The sequence below is a fragment of the Ruegeria sp. G2 genome (assembly GCF_056533505.1).
The window spans coordinates 146,259-166,353 of the sequence record NZ_JBQFON010000007.1; the positions used below are offsets into that span (position 1 = coordinate 146,259).

A 20,095-nucleotide genomic window follows, 5' to 3' on the forward strand; every position below is an offset into this window, starting at 1 on the left:
CTTGGGTCTATCCGGCGCAGCAGCTCAACTTTGCCACGTCCATATCGAAGGTTTGCGCCGCCAGCTTCAGCCCTTCTACCGTGGTCAGATACGGGAAGACCGTCTCGCCAAGTGCCTTGGTGGTCATGCCAAACTTCAGGGCCATAACGAGGGTCTGGATCGTATCGGACCCCTCGGGCGCGACGATCTGGCCGCCAAGCAGCCGGTCGGACTTTCTGTCCGCCACCAGCTTAATCAATCCGCGCGTGTCGCGTGCGGCCAGTGCGCGCGGCACCTGATCGAGCGGTACGATGGACGTCTTGACGTCGAGGCCCGCGTCCCGCGCCTGGGCTTCACCGAGACCGACGCCCGCGACCTGCGGGTCGGAAAACACCACCCAGGGCATCACGGCGTTGTCGTAGCGATGGTCTTCGCCGAGAACCGCATTTTTGGCCGCGAGCTTTGCACCATAGGCCGCCATATAGACGAACTGGTCGCGGTCGGTCACATCGCCTGCGGCATAGATGCCACGCACCGATGTCTGCATGTCCTCGCCGACGACGATGGACCCACGCGCGTCGGTTTCCACGCCGATTGCGTCCACGCCCATATCTTCGGTATTGGCCCGCCTGCCAGCGGTCGAAACGAGCTGATCCGCCGTCACTTCGACAGGCTTTCCGTCCTGGATCACGCGCAGTGTCACGCCCGCGTCGTCGCGGCGCACAGTGTCGTAGCTTAACCCGGTCAGAAGGGAGATGCCTTCGGCCTCGAACGCCGCCGCCAATGCCTCCGAGACCTCCGGTTCCGCGCCGGGCAACAGATGCGAACGGGCGACAAGCGTGACCTTCACGCCCATGCGGCTCATCATCTGGGCCAGTTCCGCGCCGATGTAACCCGCGCCGATGAAGATCAGGCTTTTCGGCAGTACTTCGAGTTCCAGAAGACTGGTGCTGTCGAGCGCGCCGATGTCCTCGATGCCGTCGATGGTCGGCAGGACGGGACGCCCGCCCGTGGCGATGATGGTCCTCGGTGCTTTCAGGGTTCGCTCACCGACTGTCACGCCACCTTCGATCAGCCGCGCGGGACCGGCGTCGATGTAATCGACACCCTCATATTCCGGCAGAAGGTCCGCGTATTTCTTCTGGCGCAGGGTCGCGACCAGATCGTCTTTGGACTGAACGAGCGTCTGCCAATCATCCACTTGTGCCCGTCCCGACAGGCCGGGGAACCGCTTGGCAGCCCCCGCACCGTGCACGGCCTCTGCCGCGCGGATCATCGTTTTGGAGGGCACACATCCCACGTTGACGCAAGTTCCGCCGATGGTGCCGTGTCCCACGAGGGCGACGCGCTTTCCGGCATCCGCGCCGGTAATTGCGGCGGAGAACCCCGCCGATCCGGCCCCAAGAACGATCAGGTCATAGCCGCCCTGTTCATCGTCGTTTTTGTTCAGGTCTTTCATCTCAGCGCGCCTCACCATACTCGGGGTCTTTTGGTCTGGCGGCGAACAGATATATGACCGCGCCGATGGCGATCAGCGGTGTGAGCATGCCGAGAAGACCGAAGAACATACCGGTGGCGGTGCAACATCCCATCATCATGAGAGCGTTCCTTTCTTTTGCGCACGGTTCACGAGAACCGCGTAGAGTGCCGTGGCGGCGAAAACGCCGATTGTGATCCGTATCGCGAACCTGAACTCGAGGAGAATGATCAGGATCGACAGAGCTGCCGCGAGGCCGGTGGCCCAGAGTTTCGGGGCCGGTCCCGGTTTGCCAGCGCGCAGCCAAAGGGCCTGTGCCACCACGGCGAGGCTGAAAAACAACAGCGGGAACAGGGCGTAATCGAGCCAGCCCGTGAGGGCCGACAATCCGACGCCAGCGACGATGACGACCAGAAGCGGTGTAAAGCAGCAGAGCGCGGCGAAGAGCGCACCGCCAAGCCCCCATTTCAGCAGACGGTCGGAATTTTCAGGTGTGTCAGTCAAGGAGCCGTCTTTCTCTGTGATGGGTCGGGGCCGGAGGCGCGTTTCATTTGCGAACGACGCAGTGCACGGACGATCAGGTAGGTCAGACCCGCCAAAACCAGCACGGCAATGCCACTCATTCCAGAGAGCCAAGCCCCAACGCCGCCGAACAACGCTGCAAGCACGGCAGTTCCGCCGCCGCAGCAGACGACCACGACCGGAGCTGCTATTCCGAAGGCCAGCAGGCCACCCATCAGATTGTCACGCATTGCAGGCGGCTCAGGAGGCTGTGTCGGGCAGCACCTGCGCCGGATAGCCATTGGCCGTCACCGCGCCGATGATGCTTTCGATGGAAGTTTCGGCGTCATCGTAGGTCACGCTGTAAACACCCTGCCCGTATTCGGGGCCGTCCTGGAATGCAACGATCTCGACCGATGGCACACCACGCATCGAACTGGCAACAATGAACGAACAGGACGGGCATGTCAGTTCGCTGACGGCAATCTCGACCTGGCGCTCTTCGGCGAGGGCCGGAGTCGAGAGTGCGGCGATGGTCAGGGCGGGTAGCAGGAGGTGCTTCATGGTCGTTGTCCTCGTTCAGAATTTCAGGATGAAGGGGGTGATGTAGGGAAAGATCATGGCGACAGCGACAATCGCGGAAGCGGCCCAGAGGGTCGCCCGCATGATGCGGCGGTCGATGGGGCGGGCGCAGGTGCCATCGGCACAGGACTCGGCATCTACAGGCTTGTAAGCCTTGTAGAAGCCGTATCCCAAAAACGCGGCGCTCAGCGCGAAGGTGTACCACTTGTAGGCATAGAGGGCCCCGAGCTGCGCGATGAACACGCCCGTCACGCCAAAGCTGACCAGAACAAGCGGCAGAATGCAGCACGAGGTCATCGCCAGCGCACCGAGGACGCCGAGGCCGGTCACGCCCCATCCCTTGGTGGTTTCGTCGCCAATTTTCTGCGACCGAGATTGCGGAAGTTCCGCCAAATTTTGTTCCATCGAATCTTCCTTGAACAGTTATTTCCACCGTTCTAGGGTCTGTAGTTGATACAGGCTCAAGGGGTTTTTTTGCGAAATGAGTAACACAAGCGTGAGATCAATTCGGCGGGGTGATTTGGCACGAGCAACGGGCTGCAATCTTGAAACCATCCGCTATTACGAAAAGATCGGCATCATGCCGGACCCGCCGCGCAGCACGAAAGGCTATCGCAGCTACGATAACGCCCATGTCAGACGGCTGAAATTCGTCATGCGGTCCCGAGATCTCGGTTTTTCTCTCGAAGAGGTTCGCGGGCTGCTCGGGCTGGTCGATGAGCAATCCCGGACCTGCGCCGAGGTTCAGATCATCGCGGAAGATCATCTGACTGACGTTCGAGCCAAGATCGCGGACCTGCAGCGCATCGAGCATGTCTTGTCGGACACAGTTGCGCGATGCACCGGCGATGCTGTCCCAGAATGTGCGGTGATCGACGCGTTACTTGATGCGTGAGCAGATCAGCATTTGATTTGCGACCGCTGCGGCCCGAAAATGAAGCTGCCATTGGCCGCAACGCAGAAAATCGGAAAGATGGGCTCTTTCGAGACATTCGCGGCGTCCCGGCTAAATGTCAGGTTTTGAGTTCTCAGAGGGAAGGCCTCAGCTAAAAGCCATTGGACATTGCTGAACGGTTGTTACGTGAACAACTTTCTGGTTGCTTCGTCACCCATCTGGGTCCTCATCACTCCAGCGTCCAATTTCGTAAAAACTAGGCGACGCGATTGTGACTGCCGCTACTGCGAGTGACTTGATTGGTTTCATAGTCTTTCTCCTTTCTCGGATCAGCGGGGTTCATCTGATCGTGAGTACTTGCCCTTCAAGGCAGGAGACATCGAACGACGGGATTTCAGAAGAAAATATAGTTTCAATTGAACGTGTTCAAAGGATCAAACCATATCCCGAGCCTAAATTAAGCCAAGTTTTGCGTTTCATTCTTCAACCCTGAAACAAATTTCGGGTATCAGCGCTAGACTGTTACCGCTTGCAACAACCTATCGCGTGTCACGTTTTCCCTGGTGCCGTTGATTAGGACTTCTCCGCGTCGCAACGCGATAAATCTGTCGGCAAGGTCATAGGCAAAGTCAAAGTATTGCTCCACTAGAATAATTGCCATTCCGCTCTTGGTTCTGAGGTGCCGGATGACTTCGCCTATCTGTTGGATGATGTTGGGCTGAATACCTTCGGTCGGCTCGTCCAACAGCAGTAGGCGTGGTCGCGTTATCAGTGCCCGCGCGATTGCCAATTGTTGTTGCTGACCGCCAGAAAGGTCACCTCCGCGCCGGCATTGCATTTGCTTAAGAACCGGAAACATATCAAAAATTTCACAAGGGATAAAATGTTCGCTGGCAGGCAGACAGGAGTACCCCGTTTCAAGATTTTCGCGAACTGTGAGCAAAGGAAATATCTCACGACCTTGTGGAACATAGGCCACACCTTTCCACGCCATTTGATGCGCAGGCAGGACACCCAAAGGTTCCCCGTCCAGCTCCAGATTGCCGCCCGAGCGCGGATGCGTCCCCGAGATTGCATTCATCAGGCTGGTTTTCCCGACACCATTGGTACCCATGACGCAAGTCACTTCACCTTGTCTGGCTTCCATTGAAATCCCATTGAGGATTTGAGAATGCCCATAGTGCAAAGTCAGATCGGTCAGTTTCAACATTGCTTAGCGCCCCAGATAAACGTCGATGACGTCCTGATTGGAAGTCACGTGATCAAGACTGCCTTCAGCCAAGACAGACCCTTCGTGCAAAACCGTGACCTTGCAATTCAGACGTCGGACAAACTCCATATCATGTTCCACCACGACCACGGCGCGGGTTCTGGCGGCCTGAACCAGCAAATTGGTCGTGTGTTCGCGCTCCTGCGGTGTCATACCAGCGGCAGGTTCGTCCACCAGCAAAAGCCGCGGCTCCTGAGCCAGAAGCATGCCGATTTCCAGCCACTGCTTTTGACCGTGGCTCAGTTCGCCAGCTTTGCGACTTAGGTGTTGGTGCAGACCGATCTCAACGCTCAGATCGTCAACTTTCCGCAAATCGTCTTTGGAGGGTCGATAGAAGAGAACGCGAAGCCAGCCGCGTTTGTTCTGAAGCGCCATAAGCAGATTTCCGTGTACGGTCTGGTCTTCGAAAACCGTCGGCTTCTGAAACTTCCGCCCGATGCCAGCCTGCGCGATTTTTGCTTCGGACATTCTCAGCAAAGATACGGATTTCTTGCCCCAGATGACGCGTCCATTATCGGGCCGAGTTTTTCCTGTGATGATATCCATGAATGTGGTCTTGCCTGCCCCGTTCGGGCCGATCACGGCGCGAAGCTCGGCCTCGCCGATCTGGAACGACAAGTTGTTGATAGCACGAAAACCGTCGAAAGTGACCGAAACGCCGCTAACCTCAAGCAAAGTGCTCATTCGATGGCCTCCTTCTCTCGCAGGGCTCCGACATCCGGTCCCAGATTTGCCCCGTGCCTGTCCGGGTGGCGGCGGTCGGTCCACAAGTCGAACAATCCTCCGACGCCCTGCGGGGCGAACAACGTAACCAACACGAAAGTTACGCCCAGTAGCACCTGCCACCAGTCGACCCATTTGATCGTGTAAAACCCAAGCGAAATATCCGGGGCCTGCCCGCCCGTGAACCACGTACTCAGAAGACTGACAAAAGCTGCGCCAATTACCGCGCCGTACAAGCGACCTCGTCCACCGATTGCGACCCAGACGGCCAAATAAATCGAGGCGATTGGGGCGATCTCCTCGGGGTTGATGATGCCCGCTTGCGGGTAATAAAGCGCGCCAGCAATGGCCGCGATACAAGCAGTCAGGGTGAAGACGGCCAGTTTGTAGACTTCGACCGAGTATCCAAGGAACCGCACCCGCACCTCGTTATCGCGGATGCCGCGAATGACCGAGCCGAATTTGCCCGACACGATCCACGCAGCGAGCAAATAACCTAACCCCAGTGCCAGTGACGAAGCCCAGAGGAACCAGATCGACACCACGTCCTGCGAGGCGGAGACACCGGGCAGGTTCTGCAGGCCGGACAAGCCGTTATTGCCACGTAATCCGCTGTCGTTCTGAAACAGATACAGAGCCAGTGCCAACGTCATCGCTTGTGTCAGGATCGATAGGTACACACCGGTGACACGGCTCCGGAAAGCCAACCATCCGAAGATCAGCGCCAGAAGACTGGGGACTAGAACAATCAGGATCAGTTGCAGTGTCAGGCTATGGGAAAACGCCCAGATCAACGGAAATTCCGACGACCCGACAACGCCAAAGATTTGTGTGCCGATGGCGTCCACCACCTCGGCTGAAGTCGGTGGAATTTCGGCCTGTGCCAGCGAGTCGACCACGATCAGGCGGGTGCGTTCGTACATCAACCACATGCCGATCATGTAGCCCCCCAGCCCGAAGAAGGCGAAGTGACCCAGCGACAAAATACCGGTGAAACCCCAGACCAGATCCATCGCCACTGCGATCAGGCAGAGGCACAGGGTCTTGCCCAGCGTTTTGACGAAGCTGGTCGAAATTACGCCGATCCCGAACCCTTCGGACAGGATCGTCACGCCCAGGGTAAACAGAGACAGGATCGCCAGAAAGACCAGCACCGAGGGGTTCTTGGCGACAAAGCTACGATCCATGGCTCAATCCCCCGCGGCGCGGCCTTTGAGGGCGATGATGCCCCGCGGCCGGAATTGGATGAAAATGATGATGAAGATGATCATGTAGGTTTGGGCCGCGAGAGTGTTCGACGGGTTCATCCACTCGATCCCTTTTTGCAGAAAGCCGATCATTCCGGCACCCGCCAGCGCACCCCAAATATTGCCGACGCCGCCGACAACCACGGTCATGAAGCTTTGAACGATATAGTCGCTGCCCAAATCCGAGGTGACCTTAGCGAACAGACCAATCGCAACCCCCGCAATCCCGGCAATGCCCGAACCAAGGCCAAAGGTAAGCATATTCACCCGCCCCGGATTGATCCCCATCGACCCCGCCATGCGTGGGTTCTGCGTCACTGCCCGCATCTCAAGACCCAGCCGGGTCCATTTCATGATGTAGAGGAATAGCCCCAGAAAGATCATCGCCAGCACAAAGATCGCGATGCGGATATAGCTGATCGCGACCACATCGTTCAGCACCCACGCCCCGTCCAGCCAGCCGGGCGCGGTCAGCGGGCGGGCCTGCGTTCCAAAGATGTTCTTGGCCAGTTGTTGCAGCGCAATCGAGATACCGAACGTCGCCAGCAGCGTCTCGAGAGGACGGGCATAAAGCCAGCGGATCACCAGCCGCTCCATCGCGACGCCCATGGCGAAGGTTACGGCAAAGGCCATCGGAATGGCGACGATGACCGACAGCGTATGGTTGGGAATGAACTGCTGCACCACGTAGCCGGTATATGCGCCCATCATGATGAACTCACCATGGGCCATGTTGATGACGCCCATCACGCCGAAGGTGATCGCCAGGCCGATGGCGGCGAGGAAATAGATCGACGCCAGAGAAATCGCGTCCAGCGTCAGGTCGAGGGTCTGGTTCAGGCCGACCTTCAACTCAATCTGCTCCAATGCATGCGCGGCGGCGGCGGTCACGTCGGGCGAAGGCTCCGCGTAGGTATCAAAGAACACATGCGCGGCAAGTGCTGCATCGATGTCGGCTTGCGTGATCAAGGCCGGGACGGCCCCGGCCTCAGCCAATGCTTCATACGCCTGCGCGCGGGTAGCGGCGGAGCTCAGTTGCGCAACCGGAACACCCCCCACGCGACCTCGGTCGATATTGGCGGCCAGAGCGGCGCGAATGTCGTCTGCCGAAACACGCGGTGCGGCCAGATCGCTTGCAACCAGCAGATCATAAGCCGCGTCGCGCGACAGGTCATCCGAGTCGGGTTGCAGCACGGCGGCGATATTCATGTCCGAGGGCAGCGTGGCAGCGGTCTGTCGGTTGGTCACTACCAAAGGGTTGAGGGCCGCGCGAACATCGACGCCCAGATCGTCGGACATCTCTTCAATCGCAGCCACGCGCGCGCCGGTATCGGTGTCATACCCAATGGTCAACAACCGTTCCAACCGCTGCTTCTGCGCCTTCAAATCCGCATCGGGTTCGTCGTCAATTGACGTGCGAAGTGGTTCCAACAATACCCCCTCGGGATCGCGTTGGATGGATTGCAACGCAGCCTGTCGCCGAGCGCGATCTGGATCGGTCAACTGGAACTGCACCAAAGCCGTTCCGATCATCGCGCGGATACCGCTGTTGGGTTTCAACTGCTTAAGCTCGGTTTTCTCGAACGTGCCGACGACTTCTCCGGTGTCGAAGTCGGTCAATTCATACGACCGCCCCTCACCTTTCTGGCCAGAAAAGAACAGACCGTCCGACTTGCGCATCCACATATTCTTGGCGGCCCACGTCTCAAGCATCACTTGCGCCTGAGGCAAGCCGCTCGATGCAATTGCATCGATCGCTGGTTTGATCGTCTTGCGCGCGCTTTTGGCGATGATCTCCTGATGTTCTTGCAGGATCGGTTGCAGACCGGCCTCTTGCGCGTTGGCGGTCAGGCAGGCGCACAGAATTGCGAGGCCCGCAAGGAATAGTCGTACCATGTGGTGAAACCCGAATGTCTCTTGTGGCAAGGCGGGCGAACAAACCCGCCTTGCGTGTCGGTTAGTAGTTCGACAGGGTCTGAACGCAGGTTTTGGTCTCGGTGTTGTACATACCGCAACCCAGCTCTTTCCAATCCGAGACCAGCACGGCCGACTCCGGCAGGAAGTCGGTCCAGGCGTCACCAGGCACGACGTCGGTTTCGCTGATTATATCGAACTGACCGTCTTCCTGAATTTCACCGATCAAAACAGGTTTCGCCAGGTGGTGGTTCGGCAACATGACCGCAGTGCCACCAGTCAAGTTCTGGAATTCCTGCCCGTACATCGCCGCGCGTACAGCATCAACTTCGGTCGAACCGGCCTCGGTCGCGGCGTTTACCCACATGTTGAAGCCGATGTAATGCGCTTCCATCGGATCGTTGGTCACGCGTTCATCACCCATGGTGGCTTTCCATGTCTCAACGAACTCTGCGTTGACGTCAGTGTCGGCCGACTGGAAGTAGTTCCAAGCGGCAAGGTGACCGACGAGGTTCGTGGTATCCAGACCGGACAGTTCTTCCTCACCGACCGAGAAGGCCACGACCGGAATGTCATCTGCCGACACACCAGCCGCTGCCAGTTCCTTGTAGAAGCCGATATTGGCGTCACCATTGATGGTCGAGATCACACCGACTTTCTTGCCATCCGCGCCCAGCGCGACCACGTCAGCCACGATCTTGGACCAGTCGGAATGGCCGAAAGGCGTGTAGTTGACGAAGATATCGTCATCAGCAATACCCTTCTGCTTCAGATAGCTTTCAAGGATATTGTTGGTAGTCCTGGGGTAGACATAGTCCGTACCGAGCAGAGCGAATTTCTCGACTCCCAGTTCCTCCAGGAAATAGTCGGTCGCAGGGATCGCCTGCTGGTTCGGGGCCGCTCCGGTGTAGAAGACGTTTTTCGAGCTTTCTTCACCCTCATACTGTACCGGATAGAATAGAAGGCCGTTCAGTTCTTCGATCACCGGCAGGACTGACTTACGACTGACCGAAGTCCAGTTGCCAAAAATCACATCAACTTCATGCACAGTGAGAAGCTCACGCGCTTTTTCCGCGAACAAAGGCCAGTCCGATGCGGGATCCACTACAACGGCCTCAAGCTGCTTGCCCAACAAACCGCCCTTGGCATTTTGTTGATCGATCAGCATTAGCATCGTGTCTTTCAGCGTCGTTTCCGAGATTGCCATCGTACCCGAGAGCGAATGCAGTACTCCGACCTTAATAGTGTCTTCGGCCGACAGCGCAGCGGTGGCCATGGCAGCAAATACTACTGATCCGGCGAGCGTGGATTTGAGCGATTTCATCTAATTCTCCTGGCGAGGCCAGCAGAGAAGGCTTGCGCAATTGCGCATTCTTCATCTACCTGATCCCCGCAACTGTTGTTGCGTTCCGTGTGGCGGTTGTGATCGAGGTCCAATTCGCGCAGCCGTCACACACCCTACGAATTCTTTCCGCGGTGGCACCCATACGGTTTCTGCATTGCAGCATGCTTGGCAACGTACGTTTGCCTCGATTCTGTAAATCAGTGAGATGTGCCCATTTTTTGATCTCGCGCTGACACCACTGTCTAAAATTTAGCCACACGACATGGAAATATACAGATTTCGACACTGTAGATTAGAGTTCCGGCGCCTCAACAGAGAAACAAGTGGCACGATCCGACGCTCTAAAGGTGCCCTATTACACAAGCTGCAGTCATATTGCCCACGCACAGCGCGGTGCCGCCACGTGCTGCAGGTGCCGTCAGCCTGAGCACCAAGAAACTGGGCAATAAGACGGTGCTGGACACGTTTCACCAGTCCGGGTCATTTAAATGCCTGTTTCCCAGAGCCACGACATCTGATCTTGATGCGGTTCTCCTAAATACTGCAGGCGGCGTAACCGGAGGGGATTCGTTCCGATTTTCTGGCAAGGCAGCGGAAGGTACGGCGCTGACCTTGACAACCCAAGCCTGCGAGCGGGCCTATAAGGCCCAACCCGCCGAATGCGGCCAGATAACCAATCTTTTGACAACCGGCGCTGGGGCTCGTCTGAACTGGTTGCCGCAAGAGACCATTCTGTTCAATGGCAGCGCATTGAATCGACGCCTCAGGATCGATATGGCGCCGGATGCCGAGATGCTGATAGTCGAGCCGCTGATCTTCGGTCGCGCCGCCATGGGTGAAACGCTGACCAACATTCGTTTGCGCGACCGGATTGAGATTCGGCGCGCAGGGATGCCAGTGTTTTTGGATGCGATTCGATTCTCTGGTGACTGGCACAAGCATTTGTCCCGGCCGCATATTGCGAACGGCGCGGGAGCGATGGCGCTGATCGTCTTTGCATCGAAGGCAGCCGAGGGTCATCTGGATTCTGTTCGCCAAATGCTGCCCGAGGACGCCGGGGCGACCCTGCTCGGCAGTGACCTGCTCGTCACGCGGGTTCTGGCCGAAAACAGCTTTACCCTTCGCCGGACGTTAATTCCGGTTCTTCACAAACTGAACAAAGACACCCTCCCTCGATGCTGGATGCTCTGACATGAACCTGACACCTCGTGAAAAAGACAAACTGCTGGTCGCCATGGCCGCCGAGGTCGCCCGCAAACGGCTGGACCGCGGCGTCAAACTGAACCACCCCGAGGCTATCGCCCTGATCACCGACGCCGTGGTCGAGGGCGCGCGCGACGGCCGTTCAGTCGCCGACATGATGCAGTCCGGGGCTGAAGTGATCACCCGCGACCAATGCATGGAAGGCGTGCCCGAGATGATCCACGAGGTGCAGGTCGAAGCCACTTTCCCGGACGGCACCAAGCTTGTGACTGTTCATAACCCTATTCGTTAAACTTCAGAGGAGTTTCCCATGTACCGCATGCTGTTTCCCGCTCTTATTCTGGCTAGTCCGGCCATGGCCCATTCGGACACCCATGTTCACGCCCATGGCAGTGATTATGCCCTGCTTGCAGCAGGGCTAGCATTGATCGCGGTCATCGCCATCACGGTGATAATGAAGCTGCCAAAATGACCCCCGGTGAGATCATACCCGCCGAGGGTTCACTGACGCTCAACGCAGGACGCAGCAGTCGTCTTGTTGTTGTCGCCAATACCGGTGATCGACCCGTGCAGGTCGGTAGCCATTACCATTTCGCCGAAGCGAACTCCGCCTTGGATTTCGATCGCTATGCAGCCTTGGGGATGCGATTAGACATCCCTGCAGGTACTGCCGTGCGATTTGAGCCGGGTCAGACTCGCGAGATTATTCTGGTGCCATATGACGGGCGCCGTCACATCTACGGTTTCAATATGCACATCATGGGGGCTTTGAAAGATGCCGGGCAAGATCAGCCGGAGTGACTATGCCTCGATGTTCGGCCCCACGGTCGGCGACAAAGTACGATTGGCAGATACGAATCTGATAATCGAGGTCGAGAAAGATCTGATTGTTGAGCGCGCAACGGCAGCCCGTTTCAGCGAAACCGGCCACCGCGAAGACGTGTACGGGGAAGAGGTCAAGTTCGGCGGTGGCAAAGTCATTCGTGATGGGATGGGGCAATCTCAGTTCACGCGAGCCGAAGGGGCGGTGGATACGGTGATCACCAACGCGCTGATCGTCGATCACTCCGGCATCTACAAAGCGGATGTGGGGTTGAAAGACGGGCGTATCGCCAGGATCGGCAAGGCCGGGAACCCCGACACTCAACCCGGCGTGGACATCATCATCGGTCCCGGTACCGAGATCATTGCAGGCGAAGGTCGCATTCTGACCGCAGGTGGGTTCGACAGTCATATCCACTTCATTTGCCCGCAACAGATCGAAGACGCGTTGCATTCCGGCTTGACCACTATGCTGGGTGGCGGCACCGGTCCGGCGCATGGAACGTTGGCGACCACCTGCACCCCTGGCCCATGGCATATCGGGCGGATGATGCAAGCGGCTGATGCTTTTCCGATGAATCTAGCGTTTGCAGGCAAGGGCAATGCCTCGCTGCCCGCAGCTCTTGAAGAGCAGGTCAAAGCCGGTGCCTGCGCTCTGAAGCTGCACGAGGATTGGGGCACCACCCCTGCCGCCATCGACTGCTGCCTGTCGGTGGCAGACGCGATGGATGTACAGGTTATGATCCACACCGACACACTCAATGAATCAGGCTTTGTCGAAAACACCGTGGCGGCCATAAAGGGTCGCACAATCCACGCCTTCCACACCGAAGGTGCGGGCGGTGGCCACGCCCCGGATATCATCAAGATCTGCGGCGAGAACCACGTTCTGCCGTCTTCGACGAACCCGACGCGGCCCTTCACCGTGAACACGGTCGAAGAACATTTGGATATGCTGATGGTCTGTCACCACCTCGACAAATCCATCCCCGAGGACGTGGCCTTTGCCGAAAGCCGTATCCGGCGCGAGACGATTGCGGCCGAGGATATCCTGCATGACATGGGCGCATTCAGTATTATCGCGTCAGACAGTCAGGCCATGGGTCGGGTCGGAGAGGTTTTGATCCGCACGTGGCAAACCGCGGACAAGATGAAGAAACAGCGCGGGCGTCTGCCCGAAGAAACCGGTGAGAACGACAACTTTCGCGTCCGCCGCTATATTGCGAAATACACCATCAACCCAGCCATTGCACATGGCCTGAGCCACGAGATTGGTAGTATCGAAGAAGGCAAACGCGCTGACCTTGTCCTTTGGAACCCGGCCTTTTTCGGTGTGAAGCCCGAGATGGTTCTGCTGGGCGGCACCATAGCCTGCGCGCAAATGGGCGATCCCAACGCGTCGATCCCTACACCGCAACCGGTTTATAGTCGCACAATGTTTGGCGCTTACGGACGGTCGGTGGAAAACTCGGCGATTACTTTTGTCTCGCGGGCCGCTTATGCGGATGGGATCGGTGATACACTGGGATTGGCAAAGCAAACCGTCGCCGTCCAAAACACACGGGTGATCGGCAAGCAGGATCTTCTGCTGAACAACGCGACGCCGAAAGTCGAAGTTGACCCGGAAACCTACGAGGTCCGGGCAGATGGCGAACTGCTAACCTGCCAACCCGCCGAAACGCTGCCCATGGCACAGCGATACTTTTTATTCTGATCAAAAAGTGTGCTGCGTTGCGGCACATGCAAGGCAGAAATGACCAAACACGCTCTACTAAGTGAGGCCGACATGACAAATATTAAACCCCATGGGAGGACCACCGTTTACGAGGGTTCAAATGGCACACTCAGCAACACAGACAAACTCACGCTTTTCGCTGCCCGGTCTTATCGCATCCATCGGGTCATCCATCTACTCGGCTTTGATCAGCTTGGCCCAAGCCCAATCGCGTGTCAGGCAAGTCGAATTTCTGCAATCGCTCAGCGACGAAGAGCTGAAAAACCGTGGTCTGACGCGCGAACGGATCGTGCACCGGGTCTTTGCGGATTCGATCTGGCTCTGATCGTTCCCAATGCAGAGGAGGCGATGGTATGACCGCCCTGCTCTGCACCGCCCGCCAATACTCGGATCACACACACGGCGATCCGAAAGACTGCTTGTCTTTAACTTATGATGACCGCTTTTTGCGCCGCAAGGTTCTTACCTGTGAAAGTGGCGAGCAGATCCTCATCGATCTGGCACAAACGACCTCATTGAACCACGGCGGCGCGTTAGTCTTGGATGACGGTCGCGAAGTGGAAATACAGGCTGCACCCGAAGCGTTGCTGGAAGTAAAAGCCCCGGACCTGACGCGCATCGCATGGCATATCGGCAATCGCCATACGCCTTGTCAGATCGAAATGGATCGCCTGTTAATCCAGGTCGATCACGTTATCCGAGATATGCTTCTCAAAATCGGGGCTACCGTGCGAAAGGTGCACGAGCCGTTTACCCCCGAAGGCGGGGCCTATGGCCACGGCAGGACCCATGGCCACACCCACTGACGCCGATGTCCTGACACTGACCCAATGGTTGTCACCCGCCTATCCTGTGGGGGGGTTTGCCTACTCTCACGGGCTTGAGGCAGCGATTGACCGGGGAACTGTCGCGAATTCTCATGATACCGAAGCCTGGATTTCAGATGTGCTGGAATATGGCTCTGGGTGGAATGATGTTCTGTTCGTCGTGGCCGCCTTCAATGCGCGGGACAAAGAAGAACTGATCAACGTCGATGTCACGGCACGGGCCTTTTGCGCGACATCCGAAAGGCTCATGGAAACCGATTTGCTGGGACAGGCCTTCGGAAATGTCACCAAAGGTGTCTGGGAATTGGACCTTGGACAGTTCACCTACCCTGTCTCGATTGGACGGGCCGCAAGACTACAAAACCTTCCCTTGCTGTTGACGACCAAGATGTTTCTGCAAGCATTCGCAAGCAACCTTGTCGCATGTGCGACGCGCCTTGTGCCACTGGGACAGACTGATGCTCAAAGGCTGATCCGCCAGCTGACGCCGCTGTGTTCCCAGATTGCTGAAAGAGCACAAAAGGCAAGTTTGGACGAGTTAAGCTCTACCACGTTTTTGGCGGACATCGCGTCCATGAAACACGAAACACAATATTCGAGGATATTCCGCACATGACGAGTATGAACGGCCCGCTTCGCGTAGGTATTGGTGGTCCGGTAGGCGCCGGAAAAACCACTTTAACCGCCGCCTTGTCTGAGGCGTTGCGCGATGTCTGCTCGGTGGGCGTTATTACCAACGACATTTATACGCAGGAAGATGCCGAAGCGCTAATGCGCATGCAGGTCCTGCCGCAGGACAGGATCATCGGCGTCGAAACGGGTGGTTGCCCGCATACAGCAATTCGCGAAGACGCCTCGATCAATTTGGCCGCTGTCGCGGAAATGCAGACACGTCATCCGGATCTCGACGTTGTTTTGATTGAAAGCGGAGGCGACAATCTATCGGCCACGTTCAGCCCGGAACTGGCGGATCTGACCATCTACGTGATTGATGTCGCCGCAGGCGAAGAAATCCCCAGGAAAGGCGGGCCGGCGATTACGAAATCGGACATCCTTGTAATCAACAAGACCGACCTTGCGCCGCATGTTGGCGCTTCGCTGCAGGTTATGGAACGTGATGCGCAAAGAATGCGTAAAGGACGGCCCTTCTTGTTCTCGTCACTTCGTCACAGAAGCGGGGTCGACGCAATTGTGGATCTGCTCGTGAAAGGTGGAGGTTTAGAGGTTTCGAAAGCGAGTTAGTCCCTGGGACGAAGATGCCAAGTTATCGATGCCCAAACCCGATTGGAGAAACCGAAAGCACGATCATCATTTTCGTATTTGTCTGGATGTTATTTTTTGTTTGAAGGCAAACTGCAAACAAAATTCACCACGGCATTTTTTGACAAAATTGGTAAGCAAAATCTTTTCCTTGCCCCTCTTGTTGCGTATCCCAGTTATCAATAACCAGCGCATCAATTGGCAGGTTTTCGCAACCATTGGATGACTGGCGGCGCCACAATAAACTGTGGTCATCTTTGAATGGGTGTTATGTGAACCGCCTTCTGATTGAGTGCTGGTCGATCATTGTGATCTTCGCAAATGGTGGCTGTCTCGCAGACAAATCCTGCTTGATTCCTGCAATTACTGGGTGCTCTAGGTGCTTCGGGTTGGCAGCGAGAGTACAATTGGATCGAGAAACCGGTGAATCAACCACACAGCGCGCTTCAACCCCGTCCCGAGCAGCGTTAGTCTCTGATCCGAGCAACGCTGAAAGGAGGCGGTCCGTGTCACTCTTTACAAAACTCTTCGGCGGCGGCGAAAAATCGAATCCTGAGCCGGTCGGATACAAAGGATTCGATATCTTCCCCGACCTGATTGCCGAAGGTGGCAAGTATCGCCTTTCGGCCCGTATCGAAAAGACCATCGACGGAGATCGCAAAACTCATGCGGTGATCCGGGCGGATGTCTTTGAAAGCCGAGATCTGGCTGAGAGCTTCAGCATCACCAAGGCAAAGCAGGTGATTGACGAGCAGGGCGAACGCATTTTTGATACAGTAATCCGGTAGCTGTTTTGCCCGCAATGCGATCGACGATTAGCATGTGATCTGCGTTTGGCGGGCGACACACCCCCGGCTTTGTCCGCAAAGCAGCAATTAACAAAGATCCAATCGAACGTCAGCGCTGAACTGTTTCTGCACCTCTGCTGACAGCGGGACTTTGATATGCTAGCTGAAGTCAGATCAAACGAAACAGTCTGCGGGCGTATGACAAGGGGTTGTTAGGTCAGTTTATGACGCGAAAGTCAAAGCCGTCTGACGTTCAATAAAAGTGTGGAACGTCACTGATATTTGACTCAATCGACAGCCAAAACCTTAATAAATCGGTCAGCCACGTCATTCAATTCTGACCCAAACGTCAAGCATTTCTGACCCAGAAGCGGCTAGCTTCTCAAATGCGTCCTTTAGAAACAAAGGCTCAAGCCATCTGGCTGGCGGCTGAATTGTGCCAAAACGAGTGACGCAGCGGAGTGGCGGATTTGGGGGCTATCGCCGTAAACACAAGGTGTAGTAGGTAGAGTTTTTTACCAATATCAATCGTTTTCGATCCCTAAACTTCCGGGAAATTCGATTGGAACATGCGCGTGCAGATTTTCTTCGGAACCGGTAGTTTCATACATCGCCTAGGCTCAAGCACGGATCCAGAGCAGGGTCTAACAGTCGTTTCATTCTTTAGTCTAAAACGGATTTCGGAAAGTAGAACGACACTGTCCAGTTCGGGATATCCACGATCTCACTGATCCGGAGATCGCCGCACACCGAGCAGAGCATATAGGCGTCGAGCGCAGACATCCCCGTCGTGGCCGCGATCCAATCGACCATTCCCGAGACCGCATCGCGAGCAGCTTGCATCAGGTCCTCGCCGATGCCGGTTGTCGCCTTGTACCCGGCAGCATCGAAATGGCGAGTGACGGGGCCATTGGTTTCAAATCTTGGGAAAGGTAGGTTTTCGCCTTTGATGAGGTCGACCTTAAGTGCCACGTCCATTGGGCTTTCAATGGCAGTGCCGCAAATCTCTCCATCACCTTGCGCGGCATGGGTATCTCCCAACGACAGCATCCCACCAGCCACTTCCACCGGCAGGTATAGCGTTGTACCCACGCAATTGTCGCGGATGTCCAGATTGCCGCCCACCCGACGCGGTGGGACGACAGAATGTAGACCCGGCTCGGCCAGCGCCAACCCGATTGTGCCGACGAACGGCTTCAGCGGCACTTTCCCGCCCGGGCCAAACAGGGTGGGTGTCATCGCATTGGCGTCATAATTCCAGATATGCAGGGCCGCCTCGGGAAACTGATCGGTCAGCAGGCCAAAGCCGGGGATGTTGGCGGTCCAACCCCAGCCCGAGGGTTTGAAATCCAGGAAGGTCACAGCAACCGTGTCGCCGGGCTGAGCCCCTTCGATGTGGATCGGCCCTGTGACCGGGTTGACCGCGTCGAAGGACAGCGTACCCAGGTCGGCCACTGTCGAGGAAGCGTTCAACTGCCCGCCCGAGCTGTCGATGGTTTCGACCTCGACGGTCTCACCGGGGTCGACGCTCAGAACGGGTTCGATGGAGTTGTCCCAGCCGAAATGATGGTTGTGTTTGTGAATAGTGTGGTTGCAACCCATGACTTACTCCTGTTTTTTGAGAACCAGGTCTTCGATTTCTTGATCACCCATGATCCCTCCAGGGCGCAGGGCCATAGTCAGTACGATGACCGTTCCCAACGCAATGCCTGACAAGCCCAGCACTTCGGGCAGGTCGATGCCCAAAAGGATTGGACCGGTTTCCAGCCAGCGCACGCATTCCAACCCGAACGAGATCAGAAGCGTGCCCAGGACCGCACCTGTAACCGTTCTCATTCCCCCAAGGATCAGCATGGCGAGTGTCAAGAAGACGTGGTTGAAATAGAAGGGCCGCGCGCTAATCGTGCCAAGGAAATAGGCGTAAGCAATCCCGGCGACCGCAAGCAGGATGGCCGACAAGACCCAGGCAATCAGGCGCAACCTGCGAATGTTCACACCCATTGCGGCGGCTCCGACCTCATCATCGGCGCAGGCACGCAGCTGGATACCCCAACGGCTTTCGCGAAACAGGCGCACGATGAACACAACGAACACGGACAAGATCACGATAGACGTCAGTGAAAACACCTGTGGAATGCCGAAAAACGCCTGGTTCCCTTTGAAAATGTCGGTGCGGTACAGGAATACAGAATGCACGATGACCAGGACGGCAAGGGAAAAGATGGTCACGCCGGACCCTGTCAGGCGCACGACAAATAGTCCGACGATCAGGGCCAGAACGGCGGTGATCGCAATGGCAAGTAGGGCCGAGCTGACCGGATCCAACGAGAAGGCATTCAACCCCCAAGGCGCATCCGGCAAAGAGATGGATTTGACCGTCACCGGCGTTACGCAAATTGCGGCCACATAGGCACCGATCCCCATGAAGGCACTGTGGCTGAGGTTGGTCAGGCGCGCATTGCCCATGAACACCTGCATGGCCAGAACAACCAATAGGTTCACGTAGGCGCTGTAGACCAGCCGAAGCTGATAGCGAGAGCCGAAATAGGTCACGACCAGCCCAATCGTGATCAATACTGCGGCCAGGATCGCAGCGCCCACCAGTCCGCGTTTCTGACTGGGATTCAGGATCATATCTTGTCCCCTTTCTCAGTCGGAGGCGACAGGATGCCATCGGGCCTCCAAACCAGGACAAGGGCGATGATTCCAAACACAAAAGCGTCTTTCATACCGCCATATTCCTGCGGTAGCAGGACTAGCATGGCAACCTCGATCGCGCCGAGAAGAAAGCCGCCCAGCACGGCTCCGGGCAGGCTGCCGAATCCTCCGACGACGCAGGCCACGAAGGCCTTGAGGACTGGGTTAAACCCCAGATGCGGATCAACCGACCCGCGCCGCGCCATAATGAAAATACAGGCCAGCCCAGCCAGAAGGCCCGACACCATGAAGGCCACCGCAAACACCCTGTTGGATCTGACGCCGACCATGCGGACCATCTCAAAATCCAGCGAGGCGGCGCGCATTGCCAGACCCAGTGTCGTGCGCTTGAGAAACAGCATCAGCCCGACGATCACCAGCACCGTTGTCACCGCCTCGAACACCTGAAGGGAAGATACTTGAACGCCCAAAAGCTGCACGGGCCAGTCTAAGAAATACAGCGACGTCACGGCCACTGGGCGAGGTGAGACGGCAAGCAGAAACACATTCTGCAGAATGATCGAAACACCAAAGGCGGTCAGCAGGCCGGTTGTCGGATCTGCGTATCGCACGGGTCGGAACGCCACGCGTTCCAGCAACAGGGACATCAGGATCGCAGCCGCGATAGCTCCGCCTATGACGATAAAGGGGTTGTTCAACGCCAGCGCAGCAAAGGCCACCATCGTGTAACCGCCAACCGCGATCACCTCACCATGGGCAAAGTTCACCAGCCCCATGATCGAAAAGACAATCGCCAGACCGAGTGCAATCAGCGCATATTCCGCACCAAAGGCAAGCGCGTTCATCATCTGCTGGGCCACGTATTCCAT

The 20,095-nt window shown here is 56.9% G+C and carries 25 protein-coding genes; 11 read left to right on the forward strand and 14 right to left on the reverse strand.

Going from position 1 to position 20,095, the window contains the following annotated elements; translation table 11 throughout:
- Positions 1–7: 7 nt before the first annotated feature.
- Genes merA through ACR0DU_RS14325 form a run of 6 tightly spaced genes read right to left on the reverse strand, consistent with a single transcriptional unit; the run spans position 8 to position 2,944 of the window.
- Positions 8–1,438, reverse strand: coding sequence for a mercury(II) reductase (gene merA, locus ACR0DU_RS14300; RefSeq protein ID WP_217354368.1), 1,431 nt, complete (start codon positions 1,436–1,438; stop codon positions 8–10).
- A 1-nt stretch (position 1,439) separates the two neighbouring features.
- The gene (locus tag ACR0DU_RS14305; RefSeq protein WP_160325920.1) at positions 1,440–1,577 is read right to left on the reverse strand and encodes a hypothetical protein; all 138 of its coding nucleotides are present in this window, start codon (positions 1,575–1,577) and stop codon (positions 1,440–1,442) included.
- Entirely contained in the window at positions 1,574–1,960 is a 387-nt protein-coding gene (merF, locus tag ACR0DU_RS14310; protein ID WP_057821980.1) for a mercury resistance system transport protein MerF, read from the reverse strand. Before merF ends, ACR0DU_RS14305 begins: the two co-directional genes overlap by 4 nt.
- Positions 1,957–2,208, reverse strand: coding sequence for a hypothetical protein (locus tag ACR0DU_RS14315; RefSeq protein WP_072629817.1), 252 nt, complete (start codon positions 2,206–2,208; stop codon positions 1,957–1,959). Before ACR0DU_RS14315 ends, merF begins: the two co-directional genes overlap by 4 nt.
- A gap of 10 nt (positions 2,209–2,218) precedes the next feature.
- Positions 2,219–2,521: a heavy-metal-associated domain-containing protein gene (locus ACR0DU_RS14320; protein ID WP_170394718.1), complete on the reverse strand. Its 303-nt coding sequence runs from the start codon at positions 2,519–2,521 to the stop codon at positions 2,219–2,221.
- Positions 2,522–2,536: 15 nt separating this feature from the next.
- Positions 2,537–2,944 carry a mercuric transporter MerT family protein gene (locus ACR0DU_RS14325; RefSeq protein WP_174821699.1) on the reverse strand — a complete coding sequence of 136 codons (408 nt, stop codon included), beginning with the start codon at positions 2,942–2,944 and terminating at the stop codon, positions 2,537–2,539.
- A gap of 76 nt (positions 2,945–3,020) precedes the next feature.
- Here ACR0DU_RS14325 and ACR0DU_RS14330 point away from each other — a divergent pair, with 76 nt between their 5' ends.
- Positions 3,021–3,434: a MerR family transcriptional regulator gene (locus ACR0DU_RS14330; protein ID WP_170394715.1), complete on the forward strand. Its 414-nt coding sequence runs from the start codon at positions 3,021–3,023 to the stop codon at positions 3,432–3,434.
- Positions 3,435–3,948: 514 nt separating this feature from the next.
- Here the strand turns inward: ACR0DU_RS14330 and urtE are convergent.
- From urtE to urtA, 5 genes are all read right to left on the reverse strand, one after another.
- Positions 3,949–4,644 (reverse strand): urea ABC transporter ATP-binding subunit UrtE, encoded by a 696-nt coding sequence (gene urtE / locus ACR0DU_RS14335; RefSeq protein ID WP_480875464.1) that lies wholly within the window; start codon positions 4,642–4,644, stop codon positions 3,949–3,951.
- Positions 4,645–4,647: 3 nt separating this feature from the next.
- Complete coding sequence (gene urtD, locus ACR0DU_RS14340) at positions 4,648–5,388, reverse strand: urea ABC transporter ATP-binding protein UrtD (protein WP_480875465.1); 741 nt, start codon at positions 5,386–5,388, stop codon at positions 4,648–4,650.
- Positions 5,385–6,614, reverse strand: coding sequence for an urea ABC transporter permease subunit UrtC (gene urtC, locus ACR0DU_RS14345; protein WP_480875466.1), 1,230 nt, complete (start codon positions 6,612–6,614; stop codon positions 5,385–5,387). The genes urtD and urtC overlap by 4 nt, the downstream gene beginning before the upstream one ends.
- 3 nt (positions 6,615–6,617) lie before the next feature.
- Positions 6,618–8,570 carry an urea ABC transporter permease subunit UrtB gene (urtB, locus tag ACR0DU_RS14350; RefSeq protein ID WP_480875468.1) on the reverse strand — a complete coding sequence of 651 codons (1,953 nt, stop codon included), beginning with the start codon at positions 8,568–8,570 and terminating at the stop codon, positions 6,618–6,620.
- 61 nt (positions 8,571–8,631) lie between these two features.
- Positions 8,632–9,912, reverse strand: coding sequence for an urea ABC transporter substrate-binding protein (gene urtA / locus ACR0DU_RS14355; protein ID WP_480717568.1), 1,281 nt, complete (start codon positions 9,910–9,912; stop codon positions 8,632–8,634).
- A gap of 414 nt (positions 9,913–10,326) precedes the next feature.
- On the opposite strand from urtA, the gene ACR0DU_RS14360 reads away from it, so the two are divergent.
- The 10 genes from ACR0DU_RS14360 to ACR0DU_RS14405 all read left to right on the forward strand — a co-directional run bounded on the left by ACR0DU_RS14360 (position 10,327) and on the right by ACR0DU_RS14405 (position 16,568).
- Complete coding sequence (locus tag ACR0DU_RS14360; RefSeq protein ID WP_480875470.1) at positions 10,327–11,124, forward strand: urease accessory protein UreD; 798 nt, start codon at positions 10,327–10,329, stop codon at positions 11,122–11,124.
- 1 nt (position 11,125) lies between these two features.
- On the forward strand, positions 11,126–11,428 hold the full coding sequence (locus tag ACR0DU_RS14365) for an urease subunit gamma (protein WP_010437457.1): 303 nt from the start codon (positions 11,126–11,128) through the stop codon (positions 11,426–11,428).
- A gap of 18 nt (positions 11,429–11,446) precedes the next feature.
- Positions 11,447–11,608 carry a hypothetical protein gene (locus ACR0DU_RS14370; RefSeq protein WP_480717570.1) on the forward strand — a complete coding sequence of 54 codons (162 nt, stop codon included), beginning with the start codon at positions 11,447–11,449 and terminating at the stop codon, positions 11,606–11,608.
- On the forward strand, positions 11,605–11,937 hold the full coding sequence (locus tag ACR0DU_RS14375) for an urease subunit beta (RefSeq protein ID WP_480875471.1): 333 nt from the start codon (positions 11,605–11,607) through the stop codon (positions 11,935–11,937). The genes ACR0DU_RS14370 and ACR0DU_RS14375 overlap by 4 nt, the downstream gene beginning before the upstream one ends.
- On the forward strand, positions 11,912–13,672 hold the full coding sequence (gene ureC / locus ACR0DU_RS14380; protein ID WP_480875473.1) for an urease subunit alpha: 1,761 nt from the start codon (positions 11,912–11,914) through the stop codon (positions 13,670–13,672). Before ACR0DU_RS14375 ends, ureC begins: the two co-directional genes overlap by 26 nt.
- A gap of 121 nt (positions 13,673–13,793) precedes the next feature.
- The gene (locus tag ACR0DU_RS14385) at positions 13,794–14,018 is read left to right on the forward strand and encodes a hypothetical protein (RefSeq protein WP_170475573.1); all 225 of its coding nucleotides are present in this window, start codon (positions 13,794–13,796) and stop codon (positions 14,016–14,018) included.
- Between the two features lie 28 nt (positions 14,019–14,046).
- Positions 14,047–14,499 (forward strand): urease accessory protein UreE, encoded by a 453-nt coding sequence (ureE, locus tag ACR0DU_RS14390; protein ID WP_480875475.1) that lies wholly within the window; start codon positions 14,047–14,049, stop codon positions 14,497–14,499.
- Positions 14,483–15,136 carry an urease accessory protein UreF gene (locus ACR0DU_RS14395; protein WP_480875477.1) on the forward strand — a complete coding sequence of 218 codons (654 nt, stop codon included), beginning with the start codon at positions 14,483–14,485 and terminating at the stop codon, positions 15,134–15,136. Before ureE ends, ACR0DU_RS14395 begins: the two co-directional genes overlap by 17 nt.
- Positions 15,133–15,762 (forward strand): urease accessory protein UreG, encoded by a 630-nt coding sequence (gene ureG, locus ACR0DU_RS14400; RefSeq protein WP_480875478.1) that lies wholly within the window; start codon positions 15,133–15,135, stop codon positions 15,760–15,762. The genes ACR0DU_RS14395 and ureG overlap by 4 nt, the downstream gene beginning before the upstream one ends.
- A gap of 524 nt (positions 15,763–16,286) precedes the next feature.
- On the forward strand, positions 16,287–16,568 hold the full coding sequence (locus tag ACR0DU_RS14405; RefSeq protein ID WP_480875481.1) for an HlyU family transcriptional regulator: 282 nt from the start codon (positions 16,287–16,289) through the stop codon (positions 16,566–16,568).
- Between the two features lie 663 nt (positions 16,569–17,231).
- Here ACR0DU_RS14405 and ACR0DU_RS14410 read toward each other — a convergent pair.
- Genes ACR0DU_RS14410 through ACR0DU_RS14420 form a run of 3 tightly spaced genes read right to left on the reverse strand, consistent with a single transcriptional unit; the run spans position 17,232 to position 20,095 of the window.
- The gene (locus ACR0DU_RS14410) at positions 17,232–18,170 is read right to left on the reverse strand and encodes an acetamidase/formamidase family protein (RefSeq protein WP_170771359.1); all 939 of its coding nucleotides are present in this window, start codon (positions 18,168–18,170) and stop codon (positions 17,232–17,234) included.
- A 3-nt stretch (positions 18,171–18,173) separates the two neighbouring features.
- Positions 18,174–19,202, reverse strand: a complete 1,029-nt coding sequence (locus ACR0DU_RS14415; protein WP_480875484.1) for a branched-chain amino acid ABC transporter permease — start codon at positions 19,200–19,202, stop codon at positions 18,174–18,176.
- Entirely contained in the window at positions 19,199–20,095 is an 897-nt protein-coding gene (locus tag ACR0DU_RS14420) for a branched-chain amino acid ABC transporter permease (RefSeq protein WP_010437443.1), read from the reverse strand. The genes ACR0DU_RS14415 and ACR0DU_RS14420 overlap by 4 nt, the downstream gene beginning before the upstream one ends.